Annotated in this window: 25 protein-coding genes; 14 read left to right on the top strand and 11 right to left on the bottom strand. The window is 74.2% G+C overall.

The genetic code is table 11. From position 1 onward, the window contains the following. Positions 1–7 precede the first annotated feature (7 nt). Positions 8–2674, bottom strand: a complete 2667-nt coding sequence (locus AB0J72_RS29245) for a CHAT domain-containing tetratricopeptide repeat protein (protein ID WP_363404055.1) — start codon at positions 2672–2674, stop codon at positions 8–10. Positions 2675–2750: 76 nt separating this feature from the next. Here AB0J72_RS29245 and AB0J72_RS29240 point away from each other — a divergent pair, with 76 nt between their 5' ends. The 3 genes from AB0J72_RS29240 to AB0J72_RS29230 all read left to right on the top strand — a co-directional run bounded on the left by AB0J72_RS29240 (position 2751) and on the right by AB0J72_RS29230 (position 5940). Beyond that, on the top strand, positions 2751–3920 hold the full coding sequence (locus AB0J72_RS29240; protein ID WP_363404053.1) for a S8/S53 family peptidase: 1170 nt from the start codon (positions 2751–2753) through the stop codon (positions 3918–3920). Between the two features lie 248 nt (positions 3921–4168). Continuing rightward, positions 4169–4774: a hypothetical protein gene (locus AB0J72_RS29235; RefSeq protein ID WP_363404051.1), complete on the top strand. Its 606-nt coding sequence runs from the start codon at positions 4169–4171 to the stop codon at positions 4772–4774. 77 nt (positions 4775–4851) lie between these two features. Next, positions 4852–5940 (top strand): hypothetical protein, encoded by a 1089-nt coding sequence (locus AB0J72_RS29230; protein ID WP_363404049.1) that lies wholly within the window; start codon positions 4852–4854, stop codon positions 5938–5940. A 553-nt stretch (positions 5941–6493) separates the two neighbouring features. Here AB0J72_RS29230 and AB0J72_RS29225 read toward each other — a convergent pair. From AB0J72_RS29225 to AB0J72_RS29210, 4 genes are read right to left on the bottom strand one after another with little or no spacing between them, the layout of a single operon-like run. Next, positions 6494–7099: a response regulator transcription factor gene (locus AB0J72_RS29225; protein WP_363404047.1), complete on the bottom strand. Its 606-nt coding sequence runs from the start codon at positions 7097–7099 to the stop codon at positions 6494–6496. Beyond that, positions 7096–8202, bottom strand: a complete 1107-nt coding sequence (locus tag AB0J72_RS29220) for a histidine kinase (RefSeq protein ID WP_363404045.1) — start codon at positions 8200–8202, stop codon at positions 7096–7098. The genes AB0J72_RS29225 and AB0J72_RS29220 overlap by 4 nt, the downstream gene beginning before the upstream one ends. 41 nt (positions 8203–8243) lie before the next feature. Next, positions 8244–8981, bottom strand: a complete 738-nt coding sequence (locus AB0J72_RS29215) for an ABC transporter permease (RefSeq protein ID WP_363404043.1) — start codon at positions 8979–8981, stop codon at positions 8244–8246. A gap of 5 nt (positions 8982–8986) precedes the next feature. Beyond that, positions 8987–9868, bottom strand: coding sequence for an ABC transporter ATP-binding protein (locus AB0J72_RS29210; RefSeq protein WP_363404041.1), 882 nt, complete (start codon positions 9866–9868; stop codon positions 8987–8989). Between the two features lie 104 nt (positions 9869–9972). Between AB0J72_RS29210 and AB0J72_RS29205 the strand changes: the two genes are divergently transcribed. Next, entirely contained in the window at positions 9973–10833 is an 861-nt protein-coding gene (locus tag AB0J72_RS29205) for a Dyp-type peroxidase (RefSeq protein ID WP_363404039.1), read from the top strand. A gap of 33 nt (positions 10834–10866) precedes the next feature. On the opposite strand, the gene AB0J72_RS29200 is transcribed toward AB0J72_RS29205, so the two are convergent. Together AB0J72_RS29200 and AB0J72_RS29195 are read right to left on the bottom strand one after the other, a co-directional pair. Then, positions 10867–11781: a hypothetical protein gene (locus AB0J72_RS29200; RefSeq protein ID WP_363404037.1), complete on the bottom strand. Its 915-nt coding sequence runs from the start codon at positions 11779–11781 to the stop codon at positions 10867–10869. 26 nt (positions 11782–11807) lie between these two features. Beyond that, positions 11808–12611: a serine hydrolase gene (locus AB0J72_RS29195; RefSeq protein WP_363404100.1), complete on the bottom strand. Its 804-nt coding sequence runs from the start codon at positions 12609–12611 to the stop codon at positions 11808–11810. A 34-nt stretch (positions 12612–12645) separates the two neighbouring features. Here AB0J72_RS29195 and AB0J72_RS29190 point away from each other — a divergent pair, with 34 nt between their 5' ends. Continuing rightward, a complete protein-coding gene (locus AB0J72_RS29190) occupies positions 12646–12987 on the top strand; it encodes a hypothetical protein (protein ID WP_363404035.1) in 342 nt (113 codons plus the stop codon). A 43-nt stretch (positions 12988–13030) separates the two neighbouring features. Here AB0J72_RS29190 and AB0J72_RS29185 read toward each other — a convergent pair whose 3' ends face one another. From AB0J72_RS29185 to AB0J72_RS29175, 3 genes are read right to left on the bottom strand one after another with little or no spacing between them, the layout of a single operon-like run. Then, positions 13031–15145 (bottom strand): xanthine dehydrogenase family protein molybdopterin-binding subunit, encoded by a 2115-nt coding sequence (locus AB0J72_RS29185; protein WP_363404033.1) that lies wholly within the window; start codon positions 15143–15145, stop codon positions 13031–13033. After that, positions 15142–16128, bottom strand: a complete 987-nt coding sequence (locus AB0J72_RS29180) for a xanthine dehydrogenase family protein subunit M (RefSeq protein ID WP_363404031.1) — start codon at positions 16126–16128, stop codon at positions 15142–15144. The genes AB0J72_RS29185 and AB0J72_RS29180 overlap by 4 nt, the downstream gene beginning before the upstream one ends. Beyond that, positions 16125–16631, bottom strand: coding sequence for a 2Fe-2S iron-sulfur cluster-binding protein (locus AB0J72_RS29175; protein ID WP_363404098.1), 507 nt, complete (start codon positions 16629–16631; stop codon positions 16125–16127). The genes AB0J72_RS29180 and AB0J72_RS29175 overlap by 4 nt, the downstream gene beginning before the upstream one ends. Positions 16632–16748: 117 nt before the next feature. Here AB0J72_RS29175 and AB0J72_RS29170 point away from each other — a divergent pair, with 117 nt between their 5' ends. Both AB0J72_RS29170 and AB0J72_RS29165 read left to right on the top strand, forming a co-directional pair. Further along, positions 16749–17420, top strand: a complete 672-nt coding sequence (locus AB0J72_RS29170; protein ID WP_363404029.1) for a class I SAM-dependent methyltransferase — start codon at positions 16749–16751, stop codon at positions 17418–17420. Between the two features lie 43 nt (positions 17421–17463). Continuing rightward, complete coding sequence (locus AB0J72_RS29165; RefSeq protein WP_363404027.1) at positions 17464–18399, top strand: zinc-binding dehydrogenase; 936 nt, start codon at positions 17464–17466, stop codon at positions 18397–18399. Here the strand turns inward: AB0J72_RS29165 and AB0J72_RS29160 are convergent. Then, positions 18385–18816: a rhodanese-like domain-containing protein gene (locus AB0J72_RS29160; RefSeq protein ID WP_363404025.1), complete on the bottom strand. Its 432-nt coding sequence runs from the start codon at positions 18814–18816 to the stop codon at positions 18385–18387. The two genes, AB0J72_RS29165 and AB0J72_RS29160, sit on opposite strands and share 15 nt — an antisense overlap. 71 nt (positions 18817–18887) lie before the next feature. Here AB0J72_RS29160 and AB0J72_RS29155 point away from each other — a divergent pair, with 71 nt between their 5' ends. From AB0J72_RS29155 to AB0J72_RS29125, 7 genes are all read left to right on the top strand, one after another. Next, a complete protein-coding gene (locus AB0J72_RS29155; protein ID WP_363404023.1) occupies positions 18888–19856 on the top strand; it encodes a helix-turn-helix domain-containing protein in 969 nt (322 codons plus the stop codon). Positions 19857–19867: 11 nt separating this feature from the next. Continuing rightward, positions 19868–20662 carry an ABC-2 family transporter protein gene (locus AB0J72_RS29150; protein ID WP_344503378.1) on the top strand — a complete coding sequence of 265 codons (795 nt, stop codon included), beginning with the start codon at positions 19868–19870 and terminating at the stop codon, positions 20660–20662. Then, complete coding sequence (locus tag AB0J72_RS29145; RefSeq protein ID WP_363404021.1) at positions 20655–21437, top strand: ABC-2 family transporter protein; 783 nt, start codon at positions 20655–20657, stop codon at positions 21435–21437. Before AB0J72_RS29150 ends, AB0J72_RS29145 begins: the two co-directional genes overlap by 8 nt. Next, the gene (locus AB0J72_RS29140) at positions 21434–22354 is read left to right on the top strand and encodes an ATP-binding cassette domain-containing protein (RefSeq protein WP_363404019.1); all 921 of its coding nucleotides are present in this window, start codon (positions 21434–21436) and stop codon (positions 22352–22354) included. Before AB0J72_RS29145 ends, AB0J72_RS29140 begins: the two co-directional genes overlap by 4 nt. Beyond that, complete coding sequence (locus AB0J72_RS29135; protein ID WP_363404017.1) at positions 22351–22983, top strand: maleylpyruvate isomerase N-terminal domain-containing protein; 633 nt, start codon at positions 22351–22353, stop codon at positions 22981–22983. Before AB0J72_RS29140 ends, AB0J72_RS29135 begins: the two co-directional genes overlap by 4 nt. Before the next feature lie 256 nt (positions 22984–23239). After that, complete coding sequence (locus AB0J72_RS29130; protein WP_363404015.1) at positions 23240–24205, top strand: LacI family DNA-binding transcriptional regulator; 966 nt, start codon at positions 23240–23242, stop codon at positions 24203–24205. Beyond that, a complete protein-coding gene (locus AB0J72_RS29125) occupies positions 24202–25806 on the top strand; it encodes an FAD-dependent oxidoreductase (RefSeq protein ID WP_363404013.1) in 1605 nt (534 codons plus the stop codon). The genes AB0J72_RS29130 and AB0J72_RS29125 overlap by 4 nt, the downstream gene beginning before the upstream one ends. Positions 25807–25817 lie beyond the last annotated feature (11 nt).

Genomic DNA, 25817 nt, shown 5'->3' with positions numbered 1-25817 from the left:
GAAAAATTCACCCCGCCCCGAAGCAGACGAAGCTGCCGGTGCTCGCCCGCACCGAAGGGTCGGCCGCCGCCTGCGCCAGGGCCAGGGCGGACGCCGGCGGTTGGCCCGCGCCGAGATGGCCGTACAGGTCGCGCATCAGCAGCCGCGTCGCGCCGTCGTCGACGGGTCCGGTGCTCGCGACGACGGTGGCCGTGCCCATGTTGAGCAGCGCCGCGACCAGCCCCATCAGCTCGTCGCCGGGGTGCACCTCGGTGAGGCCCGTGTCGCAGCCGGACAGCACCAGCAGCGCGGGCGGCCGGCGCAGCGCCGACAGGTCGTAGACGGTGAGCGGGCCGTCGGCGAGGAGGAGGAACGAGAACAGCGGGTTGTCCACCCGGAACTCGCCGTGCGAGGCGATGTGCCCGATCGCCGCGCCGTCGAGGGCGGCGAGCGCCGGCGCCACCCGGGCCCGCTCCCCCGCCAGCACGGTCGGCGGCACGCGCCGGTCCCGGGCGATCTGGGCGACCTCGGCGGCCGCCTGCGCCGCGGACGGCGCGCCGACGAGCACCATGGGCCCGTCGGCGGGCGGCTGGGTCGCGACCCGCCACCAGATCGCCGCGGACGGCGCGACGGTGATCGACCGCCCGCGCAGCCTGGGCAGCATCGTCCACGGCATCGCGTGCAGGGCGCCGGTCGGCACGAGCACGAGCGGGCCGGCGCCGATCAGGTCGGCGACGGGGTCGAGCAGCAGCCGGTCGAGCGCACCGGCGCCCCGGTCGACGCGTTCTCCGCTGGTACCGCCGTGCCCGAGGATCTCCGCGCTGAGCGCGATCCGCAGGTGCTCGAGCTCCGTGGCCACCGGCGCGATCGGCCCGACGACGCGCTGCGCGACCCGGTACCCGCCGGCCGACGGGAACACCACCAGCGCGTGCAGGACGCCGTCGATCGCGAGCAGCTCCAACAGCACCCGCCCGTCCAGCGCGGCGGCCAGCGACGCGAACGGCACGTCCGTGCGCGCCGCGGGCCGCGAGCCGGGCACCCGCCAGGAGCGGCGCCGGATCTCCGCCTCCAGGGACCGCTGCCGCCGCAGCAGCCGCCCCGCGCGCTGCGGGCCGGCGGGCGCCGCGGCCAGCTCGCCGGTGATGCGGCGTAGCTCGGTGAGGGCCCGCGCGACGACCGGGTCGCTGGACGGGTGCGTCGGCGGCAGGGACAGCGCCGCCGACCGGCACCGCTGCGCCCAGGTGAGCGCCTCCCGCGGGCCGCCGTGGTCGAGGGCGAGCCGCAGCCGCAGCCCGGCGAGCGCGGCGGCCTCGACGCTGCCGCGCACGCGCAGCTCGGTGGCGCCGAGGCTGGCCCGGTACTCGTCGGCGATCCGCAGCCCGGCGGTCGCCGCCCGGGCCGCCTCGGCGGTCGCGCCGCGGGCGAGGTCCAGGCGGGCCCGGACGTGCGCCCAGCGCACCCGCAGCGGCGCCGGGCCGAGCTTCGCCGCGGCCGCCGCCTCCTGCAGCAGGTCGGCGGCGGTGCCGTGCTCGCCGAGGCCGACGGCGAGCTGCGCGGCGTCCAGCAGCGCCTCCCAGCCGGGATGGGGCCAGCCGGCGTCGACGAGGGCTTGCCCGGCAGTCCGCAGGTCCCGCAGCGTCCCGCGGTGCGCCCGGCCCGACGCGACGACCGCCGCCAGCTCCGCGACCCTGGCCCGGGCGATCCACACCGCGCGCTTCTGCCGCGCGAACACCTTCCGCGCCGCCGCGGCCGCCGCCCGCGACTCGTCCGTGCCGGAAGCGCCGGAAGTACCGGAAGCGCCGGGAACAGGGCCGGAGCCGCCGCTCGTGAGCAGCGCCAGCCGCGCCATCATCAGATGCGCCTGGCCGAGCACCGAGTCGAGGTGTCCGTCGGTACAGGCGGCGATCGCCGCACGGATCGCCGTGCCGGCCTCGGGCAGCAGCCGCACCGACAGCAGCAGCTCCGCGCGGTCCAGGAGGCTGACGGCGTCGACGCCGGTCTTCCACAGCCGGTCGTGCGCCCGGTCGTAGCGGGCCAGGGCCGTCGGCACGTCGCCGGCCTGCGCCGCGACGAAGCCGAGGTTGTGCTCCACCTGCGCCGCGGCGGTCGACATCCCGAGCCGGTTGTACAGCGCCTGCGCCGCCCGCAGGTCGGCCTCGGCGAGGCGGAGGTTGCCGCGGAAGCCGTGCAGCACCCCGCGGTTGGTCAGCGTGCGGGCCTCCCACACCGCGTCACCGGACCGCCGGAACGCCCGCAGCGCGTCCCGGTACAGCTCCATCGCCTCCCGCTCGAAGCCGAGCCGGCGCAGGATCAGGGCGCGCTGCATCGAGGCCCGGGCGCGGCGCTGCCCCTGCAGGTCGGCCATCGCCCGGTCGATCTCGCGCAGCGCCGCGGTGGGCCGGCCGAGATCGTCGAGGATGAGCGCGTGACTCATCCGGGACTCCGCCTCGTACTGCGTCAGCCGGTGACGCCGCGCGACCGCGATCGACGCGCGCAGATGCCGGTCCGCGCCCGCCGCGTCGTGCCGGGCCCGGGCGGCGAGGCCGAGCGTCCGCAGCGCCACCGCCTGCGCGGCGCGGTCACCGGCGCGCTGGGCGTCGCGCAACGCCGCGTCCGCGAGCATTTTGGCCTTGACCGGATCGGCCATCACAATCGGTAACAGCCGCTGCGCCAGCTCGTCGGCGGTGGTGGACACCTCCGATGTGTATCACGGCGCCGCGCCGCCGTCTCTTGTCACCGGTCCGTCTCTAGCTGAGCACTGAGGAGCAAGCATGTCCGTTGCACGAGATCGTCTCGAACGGTGGCTGGCGACCCGCGACGCGCGCCTGTCCGGACTGCCGTGGATGCGCACCGAGTCGCACGCCGGCCGGACCGTCCGGTTCGTCGCCGACGAGATCCTGGTCCAGGACGCCAGCACCGCGATCGCCCACCGCACCCTGGTCGGGCTCGGCCACCGCACCAGCGAGATCGCCGAGGACGAGCCGACGTCCGGCCTGCGCCGCCTGCGCACGTCCGGCCTCGACGTCTCCGACGCCGTCCGCCGCCTGCGCGGCCAGCTGCCGCAGGGCTCCGTCGTCGGGGCCAACCACGTCTTCATGTCCACGCCGCACGAGCACGGCGGCCCGTTCGGCCCGCCGGTCGCGGTGGACGCCCCTTCGGCGAAGCTGATCTCGTCGGATCACGCATCGCCGGTACGGGTCGTCGTCATGGACACCGGCATCTGGCTGGACAGCCCGCTCCCGGTGGGCTGCTACTCCGCGACGCCGGAGAACCACGAGACGGTCACCGACGGCGACGGCGACGGCATGCTCGACTCCGACGTCGGCCACGCCAACTTCATCGCCGGCGTCGTCGCGCAGGGCACCACCGGCGCGCAGGTCCGCATCGTGAAGGTCCTCGACAGCTTCGGCGTGTGCACCGAGGCCGACCTCGCCGCCGCGATCACCGCCCTCACCGACACCGACGTGCTCAACCTGTCCCTCGGCGGCTACTCGATCGGTGACCTGCCGCCCGCGGCGCTGTCCGCGGCCCTGCGGACGTTCCTCGCCGGCGGCGACCGGGTCGTGGTCGCGGCCGCCGGCAACAACGGCGTCGCCGACCGGCCGTTCTGGCCGGCCGCGTTCACCGCGAGCGGCGAGGCGTGGGCGGACCGGCTGCTCGCCGTCGCCGCGCACGACGGCACCGCGATCTGCGAGTGGAGCAACACCGGCCCGTGGGTGAGCGTCGCCGCGCCCGGCGCCGACGTCGTCAGCACGTACATCAACCATGAGCTGTTCAGCAGCGGCTGGGCGGCGTGGAGCGGCACGTCGTTCGCCACGCCGAAGGTCGTCGCCGCGGTCGTCGACCGGGTCGCGACCGCCGGCTCGGTCACCGCCGCGGCCGCCGCCGTCCGCGCCGAGGCGCAGGGCAGCGTGGTGGGCGGTTACCCGGCGCTGCACTGAACCACTGGCACGACGGCGGCGCCGCGCCTGAACCAACGACGCGGCGCCGCGTCTGAACCAACGACGCGGCGCCGCGTCGCGTTGAACCAACGGCGCAGCGTGGAAACACCGGCGCGGTGCTCCCGCGTCGTCGCCTCCGGGCTCCGCGCGAGCCGCGACACCGGGCGGAGCTGCGCCGACGCACCGGCGGGAGCGGTGCCGTGACACCGGCCGGCGCGGCGTTGACACGCCGTGGTGCACTGTTGCCCGTGATCGAAGCGGAGGAGCCCGACCGTCCCGCATGGCTGACCCCGGAGCGGGACGAGGAGCCGGCCGGGCCGGGCTCCCGGCTGACGCTGCTGCTCATCGCCGGCGGCGCGGCGATCCTCGTCCTCGTCGCCGGCCTGGCCGCGTTCGCCCTGATCGGCTCGTCCTCCGAGCCGAGCCGGCCGCGCCCCAGGTCGGCCGCGGCCGAACCCGTGGTGGCGGTCACTGCCTCGACGGCACCGGCCGAGGCCACGAGCCAACCGGCCGCGGAGCCGAGCGGCACGCCCAAGTCGTCGCCGGCCAAGCCGCACGTCACGGCGGCGCGGATCAGCCTCGAGCCGGCGAGCGTCACCGGCCCCTGCCCCCGCTCGGCGAAGTACGTCAGGGTCAAGGTCACCGTCACGATCACGGTCTCCAGCCCCGACGTCCGGCTGCGGTACACCGTCGACGGCGGCAACGAGCACGGCGCCACGCTGCGGTCGAAGACCTACACCGACTCCTGGGAGGCGGAGGTCCGGCGCGCGGCCGGCACCTCCACCACCACGCTGCAGGTGATCGCGCCCAGCACCGCCTCCGACACGGCGACCTTCACGTACACCTGCAGCTGAGAGTTTCAGATAGAACACCAGTTCGAACATGAATGTTCGTGAATACCGCACTATTGGTTACGCTCGATGGACCAAGAGTGACGGGACTGACGAATGCCATGATCACCGAAGGCACGTTGCTGGTGCACTGCTCGGCCAACCAGGCGCTGCGCTGCGCGCCGATCGCCGAGCGCCCCGGCGCGGGCCTCGTCATCTCACCGTTCCAGCGGGACGAGGCGGGCCTGCTCGCGACCGCCGCGTACCTGCTGCGCCAACGCCACTTCGAGGCGCCGCTGCTGCTCGACGCGGCCCGCTACGCCGGACCGGCCCGGCTGCCGGCGAGCGCGCCGTTCAACCCGCGCTGGCTGCGCCGCCAGCGGGAGCTGGGCGTGCCCGTGCTCACCGACTCCGGGTACGTCGACAGCGGCGACGAGCCGGGCCTCGCCGGCATCCTGCACCGCGCCGCCGTCCTGCCCGACACGATCGCCGTCCTGCCGCTGCACCCGACCTGGCTCCAGGACCGCCTGCACCGCACCGTCCTGACCGGCCACATCCGCGCCGCGGGCGGCCCCGTCGCGCTGGTGCTGGAGGCGGGCCGCGACCCGTTCGCCCTGCCCGGCGTGGTGGAGGGGCTCCTCGCGGTCCTCGGCTGCGGGGTGCCGACGCTGCTGCTGCGCTGCGACGTGTCGGCGCTCGGCGCGCTGTGCCACGGCGCCGCGGCCGCCGCGGTCGGCACCGTGGCGGGCCTGCGCCACCTGACGCCCCGGCCCGCGCCCCAGTCCGGTCCGGTGGCGCGTGGCTTCCGGCCGGCGGCACCGTCCGCGGTGTTCGCGCCGGCGCTGTCGTACCGCCGCATCAACGCCATCGCGAGGGCGCGCCGCCGCCATCCCGACCCCGGCCTCTTCGGGTGCGCGTGCACCGTCTGCGACGGCCGCGACGTCGACTGGATGGCCGATCTGGACGACCGCGAGCGGGAGGTGCCCGCGTTCGAGCACTCGATCCGCGTCCTGCAGGACCTCCGCGACGAGCTGCTGCGCTCGGCGGACACCGCCCCGGCGAGCTGGACGGCGCACTGCGCGGACGCCGTCTACCGCTCCCGCGAGCTCGGCTGGGACCCCGCCCCGATGCTCCGCCACTGGCAGCGCCACCAGTCCCCCGGCGCCGCCGTCACCCGCCTGACCGCATAGCCCGCACCGCCCGCCGGCCCGCCTCCGAGCCCGCACCGTCGCCCTCCACGCCCCCGGACCCGATCCGGCCAGCCGCGCACCGCCGGACCCGATCCGCCCAGCCACGCACGGCCGGACCCGATCCGCCCAGCCACGCACCGCCGGACCGATCCGCCCGGGCGCGCACCGCCGGACCGATCCGCCCGGGCGCGCACCGCCGGACCGATCCGTCCAGCCAAGCGCCGCCGGACACCCACAGCCGACCGACCCGCGCGACGCCGCACGCCGCCCGTTCCACGCCGTGACGCCACCCGCCGGCCACGCCACCAGGCGACGCCGCACGGCCATGGCGACACCACACGTCGCCGCACTCCGAGCGCACCAAGCGATGCCGCACGCCGAAAGCCGCGCCAAGCGACGCCGCACGCCGAAAGCGCCTAGCGACGCCGCACGCCACCCGTTCCACGCCGCGATGCCACCCGCCGACCGCGGCACCAGACGACGCCGCACCACACGGCACCACACGGCGCCGCACGACGAAAGCGCCTAGCGACGCCGCACGCCGGAAGTGGCGTCACAGCCAGCCGTTGGACTGGGCGACGCCGACGGCCTCGATGCGGTTGCGGGTGCCGGTCTTCGTGATCGCCGCCGACAGGTAGTTGCGGACCGTGCTCTCCGACAGGCGCAGCCGCGCGGCGATGTCGGCGACCGTCGCGCCGCCCGCGGACTCGCGCAGCACGTCGCGCTCCCGGTCGGTGAGCGGGTCGGGCCCGGCCGCCAGGGCCGCCGCGGCGAGCGCCGGGTCCACGACCCTGCCGCCCGCGTGGACCCGCCGGACGGCGGCGGCGAGCTCCTCGACCGGACCGTCCTTCACCAGGAAGCCGCTCGCGCCGGCCTCCATCGCCCTGCGCAGATACCCGGGCCGCCCGAACGTCGTCAGGATCAGCACCCGGCACCCCGGCACCCGGTCGCGCAGCCGCGCGGCCGCGGTGATCCCGTCGCCGCCGGGCATCTCGATGTCCAGCAGCGCCACGTCGGGCCGGACCCGCTCCGCGACCGGGACGATCTCGTCGCCGGTCGCGACCTGCGCCACCACTTCGATGTCGGGCTCCAGGTCCAGCAGCAGCGCCAGCGCGCCCCGCATCATGCCCTGGTCCTCGGCGAGCAGCACCCTGATCACAGTGGCAGTCTCGCAACGAGCGTGAACCCGCCACCGTCCCGGGCCCCCGCCTCCAGGGTGCCGCCGGCCGCGGCGAGCCGCTCGGTGAGCCCCCGCAGCCCGTTTCCCGTCGCCGCCGGTGTACCGGTGGCCGCCCCGCCGTCGTCCGCGACCCGCAGCGCCGCCCCGCCGTCCACGGTGGAGATCTCGATGTCGCAGCGCTGCGCGCCGCTGTGCCGGACCACGTTCGTCGTCGCCTCCCGCAGCGCCCACGCGAGGAGCCGGTCGGCGTCGTCCGGCAGCGGGTCCGCCGTCCGCTGCACCGTCGCGGCGATCCCGGCGCTGGACAGCACCCCCTTCGCGCGGGTCAGCTCGGCGGTCAGGCCGCTCTCCCGATACCCGGTGACCGCCTCCCGGATCTCGACGAGCGCGCGCCGCCCGATGTCCTCGATGTCCGCGGCCTGCGCGGCCGCCGCGGCCGGGTCCCGCTCGGCGATGCGCCGCACCACCTCCGCCTTGACCACGATCACCGACAGCGTGTGGCCGAGCAGGTCGTGCAGGTCGCGGGAGAACCGCAGCCGCTCCTCCGCGACCGCGGCGACCGCCAGCGCCTCCTGCGCCCCCTGCAGCTCACGGATCAACCGGCCCATCTGGCGGATCGCGCCCACCAGCCCCGACGAGAGGACGGTGCCGACGATGGTGCTGAGCAGCACCGCCGGCTCCGCGTGCTGCAGCAGGCCCAGCGCCGCCTCCACCCCCACCACGGCCAGTATCACGGTCAGCCCGACCGTCATCCTGGGGCGGCCGCCGTACACCGCCATGCCGCACGTCGACACGAACAGCAGCACGATCAGCCACTGCTCGCCGTACCCGGCGGCCAGCACCACGCCGAGCGCCGCGACGGTCCCGAACCCGATGCCGGCCACCCGGCGCAGGTCGTCGCGGTGGTCGAAGCCCAGGGTGGTGACGGTGACGTAGACGGCCGTGAACAGCGCCAGGCCGGCCCCGGCGACCACGCCACCGTGCTGCGGCGTGATCGTGGCGAGCGGGCCCACCAGCGGAAACGTCCACACGCCGACCCAGAGCAGGCCGCCGACCGACGGCCTCCACCGCTTGCTGGGCATGCGCTCCACCCTAGTCTCCGGGCCACCCGGCACGGCTGGACCTACAGGCCCGCGGTGCTGCGGACCGAGCGGCGGAAGCCGGCGACGGCCAGGGCCGTGAACGCGACCAGCCACGCGGCCAGGGTCAGCACGTCGGTGCCGGTCGGCGCGCCGCCGAAGGCCACCTGCCAGGACATGTCGGCGTACGCGTGGGTCGGCAGCCACCGCCCGACCGCCGCCACCCAGCCCGGCATCGCGTCCAGCGGCAGCCACAGCCCGCCGACGATCGACATCCCCAGGTACACCAGCAGGTTCAGCGGCTGCACGGTCTGCGCCGTCGCGAGATACCCCATGCCGAGCCCCAGCAAGGCGAACGGCAGCGACCCGAACCACAGCAGCGGCACGATCGCCAGCCACTGGCCCACATCGAGCCGGACCCCGTTGACGGCCACGGCGGCGGCGCACAGCGCGACGACCGGGACGATCGCCGTCGCCATCGCCGTGAGTCCCTTGCCGACGACGACGCGCACCGGCGACAGCGGCGTGAGCCGCAGCTGCCGCATCCAGCCGATCGACCGGTCGACCACGACGCCCGAGGCGTAGTTGAGCAGGGCGCCGATCGCCCCGTAGCCGGCCATGCTCACCATCGTGTACGTCGCGGCGACGTCCTTGTCCTGCCCGGTCAGCCCGTGCAGGTTGGTGAACAGCAGATAGCTCAGCAGGGGCATCAGCACCGCGAAGATCAGCAGTCCCGGCATCCTGCCGAGCCGCCGCAGCTCCAGTCGTACATAGGCGAACATCGCGATCACACTCCGCTGAGGTTTCCGGTGAGGGTCAGGAACGCGTCCTCCAGGCCGGCGCCGACGACCTCGAGGTCCCGCAGCAGGCCCGCGGCGGCGAGGGCGAGGACGGTCGCGTCGGAGTCGGTCGTGGTGAGCACGACCCGCCCGTCCCGCCGCGCGACGGCGACGACGCCCGGCAGCCGCTCGAACCCGCCGTCCTGCTCCGTCACGCTGACGGTGCGGACCGTGACCATCCGCTTCACGCTCGTGGCGGTGCCGTCGGCGATCACGCGACCACGGTCCAGCACCACGATCCGGTCGGCGTTGTCGTCGGCCTCCTCCAGGTAGTGCGTGGAGAACAGGACGGTGCGGCCCTGCGCGGCGTAGCCACGGATCGCGGTCCAGAACGCGCGCCGCGACTGCACGTCGAGCGCCGCCGTCGGCTCGTCGAGGATCAGCAGGTCCGGCCGGCCGATGACCGCCATCGCGAAGCGCAGCCGCTGCTGCTGCCCGCCGGAGAGCCGCTCCACGGTCCGCCCCGCGAGCCCGTCCAGGTCGGCGAGGGCGATCGCCTCGGCGACGGGCATCGGCCGCGGGTACACCGCGTGCAGGAACTCCAGGAGGTCCCGCACGCTCGACCGGGGCGGGACGCCGCCGGCCTGCGGCATCGCCCCGACCCTGCCGTCGGCGACCGCGCGGGCGACCGGCCCGCCGAACAGCTTGGCGGTGCCGGTCCGCGGCGGCAGCATGCCGAGCAGCAGGAGCAGCGTCGTGGACTTGCCGGCGCCGTTGGGCCCCAGCATCGCGACGACCTCACCGGCCTCGATCCGCAGCGACACGTCCCGCACCGCGAGGCCGCCGCCGCGGTACGCGTACGACACCCGATCCAGCTCGACTGTGCTCATGCCCTGACGCTACGACCGGCCCGTTCCGGGCGGCAGAGACGGCGGTACCCGATCGGCGGTGACAAAAGTACTGGTGTGGATCTTGCGCCGGTACGATCGGTGCCATGCCCCCGACCCCGCAGCCCGGCATCTTCGCCGCCGCCATGGCCGAGCACGCATACCTGGAGTTCGACCTGCGCCCCGGCGCCGACCCGCGGGCGCTGCTGGCGGCGCTGGCCGCGGTCGGCGAGCCGATGCCCGCGACCGGCGCCGTCAACGTCGTCATCGGCATCCGCCCCAGCCTGTGGGGCGCCGCGCCCGGCGTCAGGGACTTCGACGCGCCGGTGGCCGGTCCGGACGGCTTCACGATGCCGGCGACGCAGCACGACGCGTGGCTGTGGCTGGCGGGCGCCGACCGCACCGCCCTGTTCGACTACACGCGGGCCGCCCTGGCCGTGCTCGCCCCCGTCGCCGCCTGCGCCTCGGACGTCGCCGGTTGGGTGTACCACCACGACCGCGACCTCACCGGCTTCATCGACGGCACCGAGAACCCGCCGCGCAGCCTCGCCCCGTCCGTGGCCACCGCCGACGGGTACGCCGTCGCCCTGGTCCAGCAGTGGCACCACGACACCGCGGCGTTCGACGCGCTGCCCGTCGCCGAGCAGGAGCTCGTCATCGGCCGCACCAAGCCCGACAGCGTCGAGCTCGACGAGGACCGCCAGCCCCCGACCTCCCACGTCTCGCGCACCGTGATCACCTCGGCGGACGGCGAGGAGCTGAAGATCTACCGCCGCAACACCGCCTGGGGCACCGTCAGCGAGCACGGCACGATGTTCGTCGGCTTCTGCGCCACCCAGCACCCGCTCGCCGAGATGCTGCGCCGCATGGCCGGCACCGACGACGGCGTCCGCGACGCCCTCACCCGCTACACGACCCCGCTGACCGGCGCGTACTACGTCATCCCCCCGGTCGAGGCGCTCGGCTGACCGTCCCGGGGCCGACCATGGAAGGTGGCGCCGTCATCCTTCGTCACCGGTCAACCTGTCCCGGAAGAACTTCCCCAGAGTTCTGGTGTCCCCCCGGCCGCCGATGCTCGCCGCGAACACGCACAGCGCCGTCTTTCCGAGAATCGAACGACGGCGCACCGCGTCCGCGATGGCCTTGTTGCCGGGCTGGACCAGCAGCCGGAGGCCCGTGCCCTCCGCGGCGGCCGTCAGCATGTAGGTCATGTCCTCGACGGTGACGTCCGGCCGGAGCTCGGCCTTGTAGTGATCGAGGATGCCCTGGTAGACCAGGATCCAGGTGCGGTCGATGTTCGCGTACATGCGGTCGAGGGCTTCCCGGATCACCGTTTCGCTCGGGGCCATCGCCTGCATGACCAGCTGCACGCGAAACAGTGCGTCCTCGAAGAGCTTGAGGTCTTCGCACGCGATCCGCTCCAGCACCGCGTCGATCGCATCCGTGTCTGCGGTCATCTGTTCCAGCGCGTGCTTCGCGACCTCGTCGCCCGCGAACCAGGTCGGCATCGTCAGTGCGTACATGGCCAGGTCGGCACGGTACTGCTCAAGTTGCGGCCACGTCTTCCTGAACGCGTTCACGGCCGATCGCCGCTGCGGCGAGTCGGCCGGCGAGATGCGCCCGAACAGCCGCTCCGCCTCGTCGGCGGGTGCGGGCACCGGTGTGGGATTGAAGGCCGGGCGCCTTGCCGCTTCCGTGCACACAGCATCAGCCGAAGGGAATCTGAACGGTGCCTCCATGTTGGACTCGACGCCGCCGAGCAGCAGGTCGAGTCCGGCGTCGAGCAACTCCTTGACCTTCGGATTGGCCAGCCGCTTGCCAATCGCGCGCCGTGTTTGTTCGGTCACGAACGGGCTGATGTCCATCGGTTCGGGCGAGAGTCCTTCTGCCCGGCCGCTGTCGTGCCTGTCGTGCATGATGCCGTCTCTCCTCGGGGGTGGGATCAGGGCGACGCATCGCCGGGGCGATCGAGCTCGGTTGAACGTGCCGCCGCGAAGGCGTCCATGCCTTCGAGGTGACGGACCACGGCGTTCAGGGCGACGACCGTTTCCCGGTCGAGGTGGGGGTCTTCCTCCACCGGCCAGGCGCTGCACTTGGCGATGACGATGTCCGCATCCGGGTCGACGTACAGGTGCTGCCCGTAGATGCCGAGGGCGGCGAACGTGTGGCGACCACCGCCGGTGACCGTCCACCAGTGATTCGCGTAGCCGTAGTGGTCCGGCTGCTGCTGGCCCAGCGCGCCCGCCATGAGGTGTGGTTTGACATCTCGCCAGCTGCGCTCGACCCAAGCCCGCGACACGATCCGCTGCCCTCCGATCGCACCTCCATGAGACATCAGCTGGCCGATGCGCGCGAGGTCCCGGACCGTGGCGTTGAAGGATCCGCCGCCGATCGCGCTTCGGCCGCTCTCCCTGCTGAGCCAGTAGTAGGCATCGTGGTCAGCGCCTATCCTGCTCCACAGCCACCGGGATGCGAACTCTGCCAGGCTGGTGCCGCTGGCGGCCTCCAGGACCCATCCCAGCACCTGGGTGTCTATCGTCGAGTAGTTGAACGCCGCACCGGGCCGGGCGAACCTGGCGACCGACCGGACCACCGCCTCCAGGGAACCGCCCGTGAAGATCGCGTCGGTGAACCGGGCGATGTCGCTCTCGGGATCGGTCCACGACTCCACCGTCCCCGCCCCGCTCGTCATGTCGAGCAGGTGCTCGACCGACACACCGTCGTAGGCGGCCGTGCCTTCCTGGATCGTGCCTCTTGTCGTCGCTTCTTACCTCGCGCTCGTGACGGTCACCAGTCTGGCCGCGGGGTTCAGTGCCAGCCCCGGTCAGTGCGGGGCGACGCTGAGGGTGCTGCGCGTGCTGCTCCCCGCCGGCCTGCTCGACTCGCTCGCGCAGGTCGCTCTGTCCGGCATGACCGACACCGCCGCGCCCACCTGGGTCCTGCCCCTCGCGGTCCTGACCTACCTGGGGCTTGTCCTGCTGAGCGGAGCGAGCGCGGGCTTCAGCTCCGATGCCGACCGGCGCGAGGCGAACCTCAGGGTGCTACGGACGCTCGTCCCATGGACCGTCTTCAACATCACGGGCCAGCTGCTGGCGCCTCTCCTGGTGCACAGCCTCCTCTGAGCACGGTCCGGGCACACCGGCTCGCCTGTCTGCCCGGGGTGCGTCAGTGGGTTCTGGGGACGAGGTGTTCGAGGCCGATGGGCAGGTCGCGGACCCGGATGCCGGTGGCGTGGTGGACGGCGTTGGCCACGGCGGCGGCGGTGCCGACGATGCCCAGCTCACCGATGCCCTTCACGCCCATGGGGTTGAGGTGGGGGTCCTCCTCGTCGAGGAAGACGACCTCGATCCGCGGGACGTCGGCGTTGACGGCCACGTGGTAGGCGGCCAGGTCGCCGGTGACGAAGTCGCCGGTGCGGGGGTCCACGACGGAGCGCTCCAGCAGGGCGCCGGACAGGCCCATGGTCATGCCGCCGATGAGCTGGGAGCGGGCGGTGGTGGGGTTGACGATGCGGCCGGCGGCGAAGACGCCCAGCAGGCGGTCGACGCGGACCTCGCCGGTGACGGTGGAGACACGGACCTGGCAGAACTGGGCGCCGTACGCGTCGCGGGCGAAGTCCGGCCGGTCGCGGACGTCGAGGGTGGTGTCGGCGCGGACGGCGACGCCGCCGTCGGGGACCGTGCCGCCGTGGTCGCGGTCGATGCGCTCGCGCAGCAGGCGGCACGCCTTGGTGACGGCCCAGCCCCAGGAGGCGGTGCCCATCGAGCCGCCCGCGACGGTGGCGGGGCCGATCGCCGAGTCGCCGACGGTGATCGCGACGTGCTCGAGGGGCACGGCGAGCGCGTCGGCGGCGATCTGGCGCAGGACGGTGCGGGCGCCGGTGCCGATGTCGGCGGCGTTGACCTCCACGTCGAAGCGGTGGTCGGCGGTCGCCCGGGCGAGGGCCGTCGAGGGCCACGTGATCGCCGGGTAGGTGGAGGCGGCGACGCCGGTGCCGATCAGCCACTCGCCGTCGCGGCGGACGGCGGGGCGCGGGTCGCGGGCGGCCCAGCCGAACTGTTCCGCCCCCGCCTCCAGGCACTCGACGAGATGCCGGCTGGAGAACGGGATCCGCTCCTCGGGGTGCTCCGGCGGCTCGTTGTCGATCCGGAACCGCACCGGGTCCCAGTTCCCGGCGAACGCCAGCTCGTCGATCGCGGACTCCAGGGCGAACGACCCCGGGCACTCGCCGGGCGCCCGCATCCATCCCGGGGTCGGCACGTCGAGGGCCACCACCCGGTGCGTCGTGAGCCGGTTCGGCGCGGCGTACATGTGCCGCGACAGCACCGCGCTCTGCTCGACGAACTCGGCCAGCTGCGACGTCTGGCTGACCGCGTCGTGCCCGATGGCGAGCAGCTCGCCCTGCGCCGACGCGCCGAGGCGGATCCGCTGGATCGTCGGCGTGCGGTAGCCGCCGAGCGCGAAGACCTGCTGCCGGGTCAGCGACAGCTTCACCGGCCGGCCCACGAACCGCGCCGCCATCGCCGCGAGGATCGTGTTGGCCGCGGTCGCCGCCTTGCCGCCGAAGCCGCCGCCGACGTGCTCGTTGACGACGCGCACCGCGGACGGCGGCAGCTCGAACAGGCCGGCGAGCACGTCGTGGACCGACGTGGAGGCCTGGGTGGCGTCGAACACGACGAGGCAGCCGCGCTCCCAGAACGCGGTCGTCGCGTGCGGCTCCATCGCGCAGTGGTGCTCGGCCGGCGTGCGGTACGTCGCGTCGACCCGCACCGCCGAGGCGGCGAGCCCGGCGTCGACGTCGCCGATCGCGGACCGGGCCGGGTAGCCGGCGTTGACCTCCACCGGCTGGTACAGCGCGGGATGGTCGATCCGCAGCACCGTGTCGGCGATGGTCCCGCCCTCGCTGACCCGCACGAGGTCGGCGCCGGCCCGGGCGGCCTCCGGCGACGTCGCGACGACGACGGCGACGACCTGCCCCCGGAACGAGATGCGCGGCGACTGCAGGAGCAGCAGCTCCGGATCGCCGACGGGCTCCAGGCGGGGCGCGTTGCCGTGCCACAGGACCGCCAGGACGCCGTCCTCCGCGAGCGCCCGCGACGTGTCGACGCCGGTGACGACCCCGCGGGCCACCGTCGACTGCACCACCCACGCGTAGGCGGCGCCGGGCACCGGATGGTCGATGGCGTACGGCGCTCGGCCGGTGACCTTGTCCCACGCCTCGACGCGCGGGCTCGCCACCCCGATCGCGGGTGGCGCCGTCCTTCTCACCGCGGTGGTCACCAGCTGGCCTCCGTCATCCCCCGCAGGACCCCGACCGTCAGGTTGCGGATCAGGGGCACCTTGTACGCGTTGTCCCGCAACGGTCTCGCCGCGGCGAGCTCCTCGTCCGCGGCCCGTTCGAAGCTGTCGACGGTCGCGGTCGCGCCGCGCAGCATCCGCTCCGCCGCGTACGCCCGCCACGGCCGGTGCGCGACCGCCCCGTACGCCAGCCGGACGTCCCGCACGATCCCGTCGCGGACGTCGAGGGCGGCGGCGACCGACCCGGCGGCGAACGCGAACGACGAGCGGTCGCGGACCTTCCGGTACGTCGACAGCCGCGCGATCGGGGTGGCCGGCAGCACCACGGCGGTGATCAGCGCCCCCGGCGGGAGGTTCGTGTCGCGTTCCGGCCGTTCGCCGGGCAGCCGGAAGAACTCGTGCACGCTCATCTGCGCGGGCCCGTCCGGCGTCAGCAGCTCGACCCGGGCGTCGACGAGGACCAGGGCGACCGCGAGGTCCGACGGGTTCGTCGCGACGCACTGCGGGGAGGCGCCGAGGATCGCGAGGTCGCGGTGCTCGCCGTCGCGGGCGTCGCAGCCGGACCCCGGCAGCCGCTTGTTGCACGCCTTGGTGACGTCGGCGAAGTACCGGCAGCGGGTGCGCTGCAACAGGTTCCCGCCGAGGGTGGCCCGGTTGCGCAGCTGCGCCGACGCGCCGGACAGCAGCGCCAGGGCGACCGCCGGGAACTTGGTCCGCACCATCGGGTCGGCGGCGAGGTCACTGTTGGCGGTGAGCGCGCCGACCCGGATCCCGCCGTCGGGCAGCTCCTCGATGTCCCGCAGCGGCAGGCCGGTCACGTCGACGAGCAGGTCGGGCGCGGTGACGCCGAGCTTCATCAGGTCGACGATGTTGGTGCCGCCGGCGAGGAACGCGGCACCGGGGTGCGCCATCGTCGCGACGGCGGACCCGGCCTCGCCGGCTCGCTGATAGGCGAACGGTCTCATCGCGCGGCCACCCCGATCGACGACTGGATCGCGGCGACGATGTTGGTGTACGCGCCGCAGCGGCAGAGGTTGCCCGACATCCGTTCCCGGATCTCGTGCTCGTCCAGCGTCACGCCCTCCTGCGCCGCGGCCTCCTCGAGCATGCCGACCGCGGAGCAGATCTGGCCGGGCGTACAGAAGCCGCACTGCATCGCGTCGTGCGCCACGAACGCCTCCTGCATCGGGTGCAGCGCCGGGCGTTCGTCCGGCGGCGCCGCCGTGTGGGTCGCGGTGCGGCTGCTGAGCCCCTCGACCGTCGTCACCTCGGCGTCCTGGCAGGTCACGGCCAGGATCAGGCAGCTGTTCACCCGCCGTCCGTCGAGCAGGACCGTGCACGCGCCGCACTGACCGTGGTCGCAGCCCTTCTTCGTGCCCGGCAGCTGCAGCTGCTCGCGGAGCACGTCGAGCAGGGTCGCCCGGTTGTCGGTCCGCAGCTGCTGCGGGTGACCGTTGACGCTGAGCATGACGTCACTGGTGAACTGGCTCTCCACGGATGACCTCCTGCCCAGCCGGGCCCCTCCCATGCACGCCCCACCCCTCAGGGTCCGCGAAGTCACCCGAACTGTGGGACCGTGAGCGGTGTGAACGGCGCAGTCACCCGGGACGGCTGTCCCGTCGACCTGTATCGCCTGCTCCCGGCCACCGGCGAGCCCGCGCTCGTCCATGCGGCGGTCCCGCCCGGCGCGGAGATCCTCGAGCTGGGGTGCGGCGCCGGCCGGCTCACCCACCCGCTGACCGGCTTCGGCCATCCGGTGACGGCCGTCGACAACTCCGCCGAGATGCTCGCCCACGTGCGCGGCGCCACCACCGTCCTCGCCGACATCGAGACGCTCGACCTCGACCGGCGGTTCCCGGTGGTCCTGCTGGCGAGCCACCTCTGCAACACCCCCGACGACCGGCTGCGCGGCCGGCTCCTCGCCGCCTGCCGCCGGCACCTCGACACGGACGGCCGGGTCGTGATCCAGTGGCTGCCGCCGGCGTGGTTCGACCGCGTGTTCGCCGACATGCGCCCCGTCAGCGGCCGCATCGGCGACATCGAGGTGACCGACAGCCCGCTCTCCCACGACGGCACGGTCCTGCAGGCGATGTGCACGTACCGCGACACCGGGTCGCCGGACGCCCCCGTCTGGACGCACCGCTTCGCCACCCGCCGGCTGAGCCGCGCCGAGCTGCACGCCGCCCTGACCGGCGCGGGCCTGCGCTTCGAGCGCCACCTCGACCCCGGGCGGCGCTGGTTCACCGCCGTGCTGTGACGCCCTTGACCTCAACGTCACTTCATGTTCGACGCTGGTGCGCATGAAGGCGATCGAGGTCGCCCGCTTCGGCGGGCCGGAAGTCCTGCAACTGCGCGAGGTGCCCGACCCGGTCCCGGGCGACGGCGAGGTGGTCGTCGAGGTCGAGGCCGCCGACACCCTGTGGCTGGAGACCCAGGTCCGGGCCGGCCGCAGCGCCTACTTCCCGGTGACGCCGCCGTACCGGCCGGGCGTCGGCGTCGCCGGCACCGTCGGCGGCCGGCGGGTCCTCGCCCGGCTCGGGCACGCCGGCGGCGGCTACGCGACCCGGGTCGCCGTCACCGCCGCCGATCTCGTCGACGTGCCCGGCGGGGTCGGCCCGCGGGAGGCCGCCGCCGTCCTGCACGACGGCGTCACCACCCTGGCGTTGCTGGACATCGTGAAGGTCGTGGCCGGCGACCGGGTGCTCGTCACCGCCGCCGCGGGCGGGATGGGCGCGCTGCTCGTCCAGGCCACGAAGGCCGCCGGCGCGACGGTGGTGGCGGCGGCCCGCGGTGCCGCCAAGCTCGATGCGCTGCGGGCGCTCGGCGCCGACGTCGTCGTCGACTACAGCGTCGCCGACTGGACGGACACGGTGTGGGAGGCGACCGGCGGGCTCGACGTGGTCCTCGACGGCGCCGGCGGCGACTACGGCCGCGCCGCGTTCGACCTCGTCGTGGAGGGCGGCCGGTTCTCCGCGCACGGCACCCCCGCCGGCGCGTTCGCCACCGCCGACCCGACGGTCGCGCGGTCCCGCGGCGTCACCGCGACGGGGATCGACGAGGTCCAGCTCCCCCCGGAGCGGTTCCGCGCCTACCTGGCGCGCGCCCTGGACGACGTCGCCGCCGGGCGGCTCGCGCCCCTGGTCGGCCAGGCGTTCCCGCTGGCCCGCGCCGCCGACGCGCACGCCGCGATCGAGTCGAGGACGGCCGTCGGCAAGACGGTGCTAACAGTCACATGAGACGGCCCAGCGCGGGGCGGTCAGCTCGTCGGCGGGGCGCTGGTCGGGGCCGGCCGGCGACACGAACGTGAAGCCCTCCCGCACCCAGTACTCGTAGCCGCCGAGCATCTCCTTGACGTCGTAGCCGAGCTTCGCGAACTCCAGGGCCGCCCGGGTGGCGCCGTTACAGCCCGGGCCCCAGCAGTACGTGACGACCTGGGTGCCGGGCGGGACCAGCTCGGCGGCGCGGGCGGCGATCTGCGCCGTCGGGAGGTGCACGGCGCCCGGCAGGTGCCCCTGCGCCCAGGCCTGCGCGCCGCGTGAGTCGACGACGACGTAGTCGGGGGTGCGGGCCTCCAGCGCGGCGTGGACGTCGCTGACGTCGGTCTCGAAGCGCAGGCGTCCGGCGAAGTGCTCGATGGCGGCGGTGTTCGTCATGCGTTCATGGTGTCGCCGGCACCGGGCGGCGGAACAGTGGCGTGAATGCCACCCTTCGCTAAGATACCGCCATGCTCGACGTCTCCGTTCTGGTGTATCCGGGCATGTCGGCCTTCGAGACGGGGATCGTCACGGAGGTGTTCGGGCTGCCCCGCCCGGAGTTCGACCGGCCCTGGTATCGCCTGGTCGTGTGCGCGCCGAGCGACGCGCCGGTGCCGATGATCGGCGGGGCGACGCTCACCACCCCGTTCGGGCTGACGGACTTCGCCGCCGCGGACACCGTGATCGTGCCGGGCGTCGCCGACGTGCACCGGGACCCGCCGGCCGCGGTCCTCGACGCGCTGCGCGCCGCGCACGACCGAGGCGCCCGCATCCTGTCGATCTGCTCCGGCGCGTTCGCGCTCGCCGCCGCCGGGCTGCTCGACGGCCGGCGCGCCACCACCCACTGGCGCTACGCGGACCTGCTGCGGCGCCGGTTCCCCGCCGTCCACGTGGACCCCGGCGTCCTCTACCTCGCCGACGGCGACGTGTGGACGAGCGCCGGCAGCGCCGCCGGCCTCGACCTGTGCCTGCACGTCGTGCGCGCCGACCACGGCGCCGCGATCGCCAACGCCGTCGCCCGCCGGCTCGTCGTGCAGCCGCACCGCGACGGCGGCCAGGCGCAGTACATCGAGGCGCCGATGCCCGCCGACGTCGGTGACGACCGGATCGCCCGCAGCGTCGACTGGGCCCTCGCGCACCTCGCGGAGCCGCTCAGCGTCGACGTGCTCGCCCGGCAGGCGCACATGTCGCCGCGCACCTACCTGCGGCACTTCACCCGCGCCACCGGCACGAGCCCGATCCGCTGGCTGATCCGGCAGCGGGTCCAGGCGAGCCTGGCGCTGCTCGAGTCGACGGACACGCCGATCGAGCAGATCGCGGCGGCGGTCGGGTTCGACACGCCGGTCACGTTCCGGCACCACTTCGCCGCGACCATGCGCACCTCGCCGTCGGCATACCGGCAGGCGTTCCGGACAGAAAGAAGCGCCGCCACCCGGTAGGGTGACGCGCTGTGCGCCTCTGGTTGACGCTCGTCGGCATCGGCTTCCGGCGATGGTCGACCTACCGGCTCGCGGCGTTCGCGGGCGCGTTCACCAACAGCGTCTTCGGGCTGATCCGCGCCGGGGTCGTCACCGCGACGGTCGCCGTGGCCGGCGGCACCCTCGGCGGCTACGACACGCTGGCGGGCGTCACCTACGTGTGGCTCGGGCAGGCCCTCATCGGCCCGGTCTACTTCTTCGCGTGGAGCGAGCTGGCGCAGCGCATCCGCTCCGGCGACGTCGCCGTCGACCTGGCCCGCCCCGTCGACCCGATGCTCGCCTACCTCGCCGCCGACCTCGGCCGGGCGGCGTTCGTGTTCCTGCCCCGCGGCCTGCCGCCGCTCGCCGTCGGCGCGCTGGTGACGGGGCTCGCCCTGCCCGGCGACCCCCTCGGGTACGCCCTCGGGGTGCTGAGCGTCGCCCTCGCGGTCGTGGTGTCGTTCGCGTGCCGCTGGCTGGTCAACCTGACCGCGTTCTGGCTGCTGGACCTGCGCGGGCCGATGACGCTGTACCTGCTGGTCACCAACATCCTGTGCGGCCTCGCCGTGCCGGTGCACTGGTTCCCCGGCTGGCTCGCCGCCGTCGCCGCCGCCAGCCCGTTCCCGTCGATGCTGCAGACCCCGATCGACGTGCTCATGGGCCACGCCGCCGGCTGGGACGCGGTGCGGCTGCTGGCCGTGCAGGCCGCGTGGGCCGCCGCGCTGCTCGCCGCCGGCCGGGTCGTCTTCGGCTTCGGCACGCGCAAGCTGGTGATCCAGGGTGGCTAACCCGTACGTGGTGCTCGTCCGGCTGCGGATGCGGGCGCAGACGGTGTACCGCGGCTCGTTCGCGGTCGAGATCCTCGCCAGCCTCGGCGCGACGGTCAGCGGCTTCGGCGAGCTCTACGTCATCTTCGCCAACGTGCCCGCGCTCGGCGGCCTCGACTTCGCCGCCGCGGTGCTCGTCTTCGCGATCGGGCACGTCTCGTTCAGCCTCGCCGACCTGGTCGTCGGGCACCTCGACGCGCTGCCGACCTACCTGCGGGCCGGCACGCTCGACGCGTTCCTGCTGCGGCCGCTGCCGATCCTCGCCCAGCTGATCACCGCCGACATCTCGTTGCGGCGCTTCGGCCGTACCGTCGCCGGCACCGCCATCGCCGTCATCGCCCTGGCTTCGTCCGATGTGGACTGGACCCCGGCCAAGGGTGCGCTGCTCGCGGTGACCGTCTGCTCCGGCGCGTTCCTGTTCGCCGCGTTCTTCGTCGGTGCCGCCGCCGTGCAGTTCTGGCTCGTCGAGGGCACCGAGTTCACCGCGTCGTTCGTGTACGGCGGCAACTACGCCGCGCAGTTCCCGGCGAGCGTGTTCGCCACGCCCGTCCGCGTGCTCTTCACGTTCGTCGTGCCGGCGGCGTTCGTGGCCTACCTGCCGGTGCTGACCCTGCTCGACCTGCCGGGCGGGGGCGCCCTCGGCTGGTGCTCGCCCGTCGCCGCCGCGGCGGTCTGGATCGTGGCGCTGCTCGGCTGGCGGGCGGGCCTGCGGCACTACACGGGAGCGGGATCGTGAACATCATCTCCGTGTCGAACCTGCGCCGCGCGTTCGGCGCGAAGACGGCCGTGGACGGCCTCTCGTTCGACGTCCCGCGCGGCGCTGCCGTCGGCTACATCGGCGCCAACGGGGCCGGCAAGTCGACCACCATCAAGATGCTCACCGGCATCCTCAAACCCACCTCCGGCACGGCGCTGACCTGCGGCCTGGAGCCGCTGCGGCAGCGCCGGCAGCTGGCCCGCCGCATCGGCGTCGTCTTCGGCCAGCGCAGCCAGCTGTGGTGGGACCTGCCGCTGCGCGACTCGTTCCTGGCCCTCGGCGCGATCCACCGCCTCGCCCCCGACGCGGTGCGCGCCCGCACCGGCGAGCTCGTCGACCGCCTGGACCTCGGCGACTTCGTCGACACCCCCGTCCGGCAGCTGTCGCTCGGCCAGCGCATCCGCGGCGAGGTCGCCGCGGCCCTGCTGCACGGCCCGGAGCTGCTCATCCTCGACGAGCCCACGATCGGCCTCGACGTGCTCAGCAAGGAGCGCCTGCGGGTGTTCCTCACCGAGCAGCGCGCCCAGCACGGCACCAGCCTGCTGCTGGCCACCCACGACATGGGCGACGTGCGCCGCCTCACCGAGCGCATCCTCGTCGTCGACCACGGCCGGCTCGCCTTCGACGGCACCCTCACCGAACTCGCCGGCCAGGTCGGCGCCGAGCGCATCGTCGTGCTCGACCTCACCGAGCCCGCCCCCGATCTCGTCGGCGTCCCCGGCACCCGCCTGGTCGGCGTCGAGGCCGGCGGCCTGCGCCAGCGGCTGTCGTTCGCTCCCGGCGACACGACGGTCGCCGCTATCCTGTCCGTCGTGGCGTCGCGCGCCCAGGTGCACGACCTGACCATCGAGGAGCCCGACATCGAAGCCGTGGTGCGGAGGTTGTACGCGTCGTGACCACCCCTTCCGACGACGTCCTGGTCTCGGTGGCGCTGGCCCGAGAGGCCCTCGCCGGCGTCCCCGACGACGGCTGGGACCGCCCCGCCGGCACCCTCACCTGGACCTGCTGGGAGGTCGTCGAGCACGCCGCCGACGACCTGTTCGCCTACGCGGCCCAGATCGGCGTCCCCGACCCGCCGGTGACCGCCTACCTGCCGATCGCCTACCGCTCCCAGTACGACGGCGGCCCCGTCAGCACCGTCTTCGTCGAGCGCTCCGGCGGCACCCTCGGCCTGCTCCGCACGCTGTCCGCCTGCGCCGCGATGCTCGCCGGCGCCGTGACCCTCGCCCCGCCGTCGCGCCGGGCGTACCACCCGTACGGCGTCAGCGACGCCCCGGGCTTCGCCGCCATGGGCGTCGTCGAGGTCCTCGTCCACACCTTCGACGCCGCCGCCGGCACCGGTGTCGCCTGGACCCCGCCCGCCGACCTGTGCGCCCGCGCCCTCGACCGCCTCTTCCCGGGCCTGCCCGACCACCCGGACCCGTGGGAGCTCCTCCTGTGGGCCACCGGCCGCCGCGCCCTCCCTGCCCACCCGGCCCGCTCCGAGTGGCGCTGGGACGGCCGCCCCCTCCACGAACGCGCATAGCACCTGGTCACCGAGCGTCTCGCCACCGGCGTGACGCGGGCGTGACGGCTCGCCGACGGCTCTGTGTCTTCGAGATCGCGGCCACGCTCCCCGTGTCCGTCAGACCCGAGCCATCGCGGGGAGTCCGCTGATAATGCGTATTAGTCACTGACGCGAACGGGTAACGAAACCTCCCCCGGCGCTTGACGGCGCCGCCCGGACCAGCGCAGGATTCGAGCCCTGAAGGTGCTGATACGCATTAGCGAAGGGAATCGTCGTGGGGCGTCGGGTCACGCAGCGGGACATCGCGCGGATGACGGGCGTCAGCCAGGCGACGGTCTCGGTGGTGCTGAACGACCGGGCGGACAGCGAGATCCGGATCGCGCCCGAGACGCGGCAGCGGGTGCTCGACGCGATCCGCGCCACCGGATACGTGGCGGACGTCGTCGGCCGCCGGCTGGCGGACCGCAGCAACCGGATCCTCGGGGTGTTCACCTACGAGCCGGTGTTCCCCAGCACGACCGCGGACTTCTACCACCCGTTCCTGGTGGGGATCGAGCAGCGGGCCGAGCAGGTGGGGTGTGACCTGCTGCTGTTCACGTCGGGGCCGCACCGGATGCGGCTCGCCGACGGGTGCATCGTGCTCGGGCGGTTCATCGGGAAAGAGGAGCTGGCGCGGCTGGTCGGCGAGCACCACCCGTTCGTGAGCGTCGGGCGGCGGGACTCGCCGGACGTGCCGTACGTGGGGGCCGACTACGGGGGCGCGACCGCCGCGCTGGTCGCGCAGGCCGTCGCGCTGGGGCACCGGAGGTTCGCCTACGTCGGCACCGGCGGGCCCGCCGAGTCGCACCTCGACCGGCTGCGCGGGTTCGCCGATGCGTGCCTGGCGGCCGGGGTCCACGCCACCCACCAGCTCCGGTGGACGCCCCAGGACGACGTCACCGCGATCTTCCTGGAGGAGCCCGCCGACGCGGCCGAGCTCATCACCAACCTCCGCGACCACGGGCGGGACGTGCCCGGCGACGTGTCGGTGGTGGTGCTCGGCGAGCCGACCAGGGCCGGCGCCGCTCCCCCGCCGCTGGACGTGACGAGGTTCCGCACACCGCGCAGCGAGATGGGCCGGCAGGCCGTGGACCACCTGACCGAACTGGTCAACGGGGCGCAGGGCCGGCAGACGTTGCTGGCCTGCGAGCTCGTCGCGGGTGAAACCCTGAAAACAGCAAGATCGAGGAGAGACACGTGAAGGAGATCACGGCGGACGTGCTCGTCGTGGGCGGCGGGCTCGGCGGGGTGGCGGCGGCGCTCGCCGCGCTGCGGGCCGGGCGGACGGTCGTGCTCACCGAGGAGTTCGACTGGATCGGGGGCCAGCTCACCAGCCAGGCCGTGCCGCCGGACGAGCACTCCTGGGTCGAGCAGTTCGGCGTGACGGCCAGCTACCGGGCGCTCAGGGACGGGATCCGCGACTACTACCGCCGGTACTACCCGCTGACCGACGAGGCCCGGCGGTGGGTGCACCTCAACCCCGGCGCCGGCGGCGTGAGCCGGCTGTGTCACGAGCCCGCGGTGGCGAAGGCGGTGCTGGAGGCGATGCTCCAGCCGTACCGTGGCGGCGGCAGGCTCCGCGTGCTGCAGCCGTGGAAGGCGACCGCCGCCGAGAGCGACGGCGACCGGGTCACGTCCGTGACCGGCAGGCACCGCGACACCGGCGAGCAGACGGTCGTCACCGCGCGGTACGTGCTGGACGCGACCGAGACCGGCGAGCTGCTGCCGCTGACCGGCACCGAGTACGTGACGGGCTTCGAGTCGCAGGACGACACGGGCGAGCCGAGCGCACCAGCGACGGCGCAGCCGGCGAACATGCAGGCGGTCTCGGTGTGCTTCGCGATCGACCACGTCGACGGCGACCACACCATCGACCGGCCCGACTCCTACGGGTTCTGGCGGGCCTACACGCCGCCGTTCTGGGGCGGCCCGCTGCTGTCGTGGCGCTCGCCGCACCCGCGGACCCTGGAGATCTCCGAGCGCAGCTTCACGCCCAACCCCGACGACGACCCCCTGGGCGTCGTGGCCGACCAGCGGCTCAACCCGGGCGACGCGAACCTGTGGACGTTCCGGCGGATCGCGGCCCGCAACCTGTTCACGCCGGGCGCGTACGGCAGCGACATCTCGCTCGTCAACTGGCCGATGATCGACTACTTCGAGGCCCCGGTCATCGACGTCCCGGACGCGGACGAGCAGCTGGCACGCGCCCGGGAGCTGTCGATGTCGGTGCTGTACTGGCTGCAGACGGAGGCCCCGCGACCCGACGGCGGCACCGGCTTCCCCGGCCTGCGGCTGCGCGGCGACGTGACGGGCAGCAGCGACGGCCTGGCCCAGGCGCCGTACGTGCGCGAGTCGCGGCGCATCCTCGCCGACTACACCATCGTGGAGCAGGACCTGTCCCACGCGGTCCGCGGCGACAAGGGCAGCGTCACCTACGCCGATTCGGTCGGGGTCGGCATGTACCGCATCGACCTGCACCCGTCCACGGGCGGCGACACGTACATCGACGTGCCGTCCAGCCCGTTCCAGATCCCGCTCGGCGCGCTGCTGCCCCGCCGGGTGGAGAACCTCCTGCCGGCGGCGAAGAACCTCGGCACGACCCACATCACCAACGGCTGCTACCGCCTGCACCCCATCGAGTGGAACATCGGCGAGGCCGCCGGCGCCCTGGCCGCGTTCTGCCTGAACGAGGGCACCACCCCCCGCGCCGTCCGGGAGGACCCGTCCCGGCTCGCCGACTTCCAGTCCCGGCTCACCGCCGACGGCGTCGAGCTCGCCTGGCCCGACGTCACCGCGTACTGAAGACACCCCCA

It is taken from the genome of Dactylosporangium sp. NPDC049742 (assembly GCF_040674675.1).
GTDB lineage: Bacteria > Actinomycetota > Actinomycetes > Mycobacteriales > Micromonosporaceae > Dactylosporangium > Dactylosporangium maewongense.
Note: the sequence above shows the minus strand (reverse complement) of the source record. Positions and strands in the feature narration are given on the sequence as shown.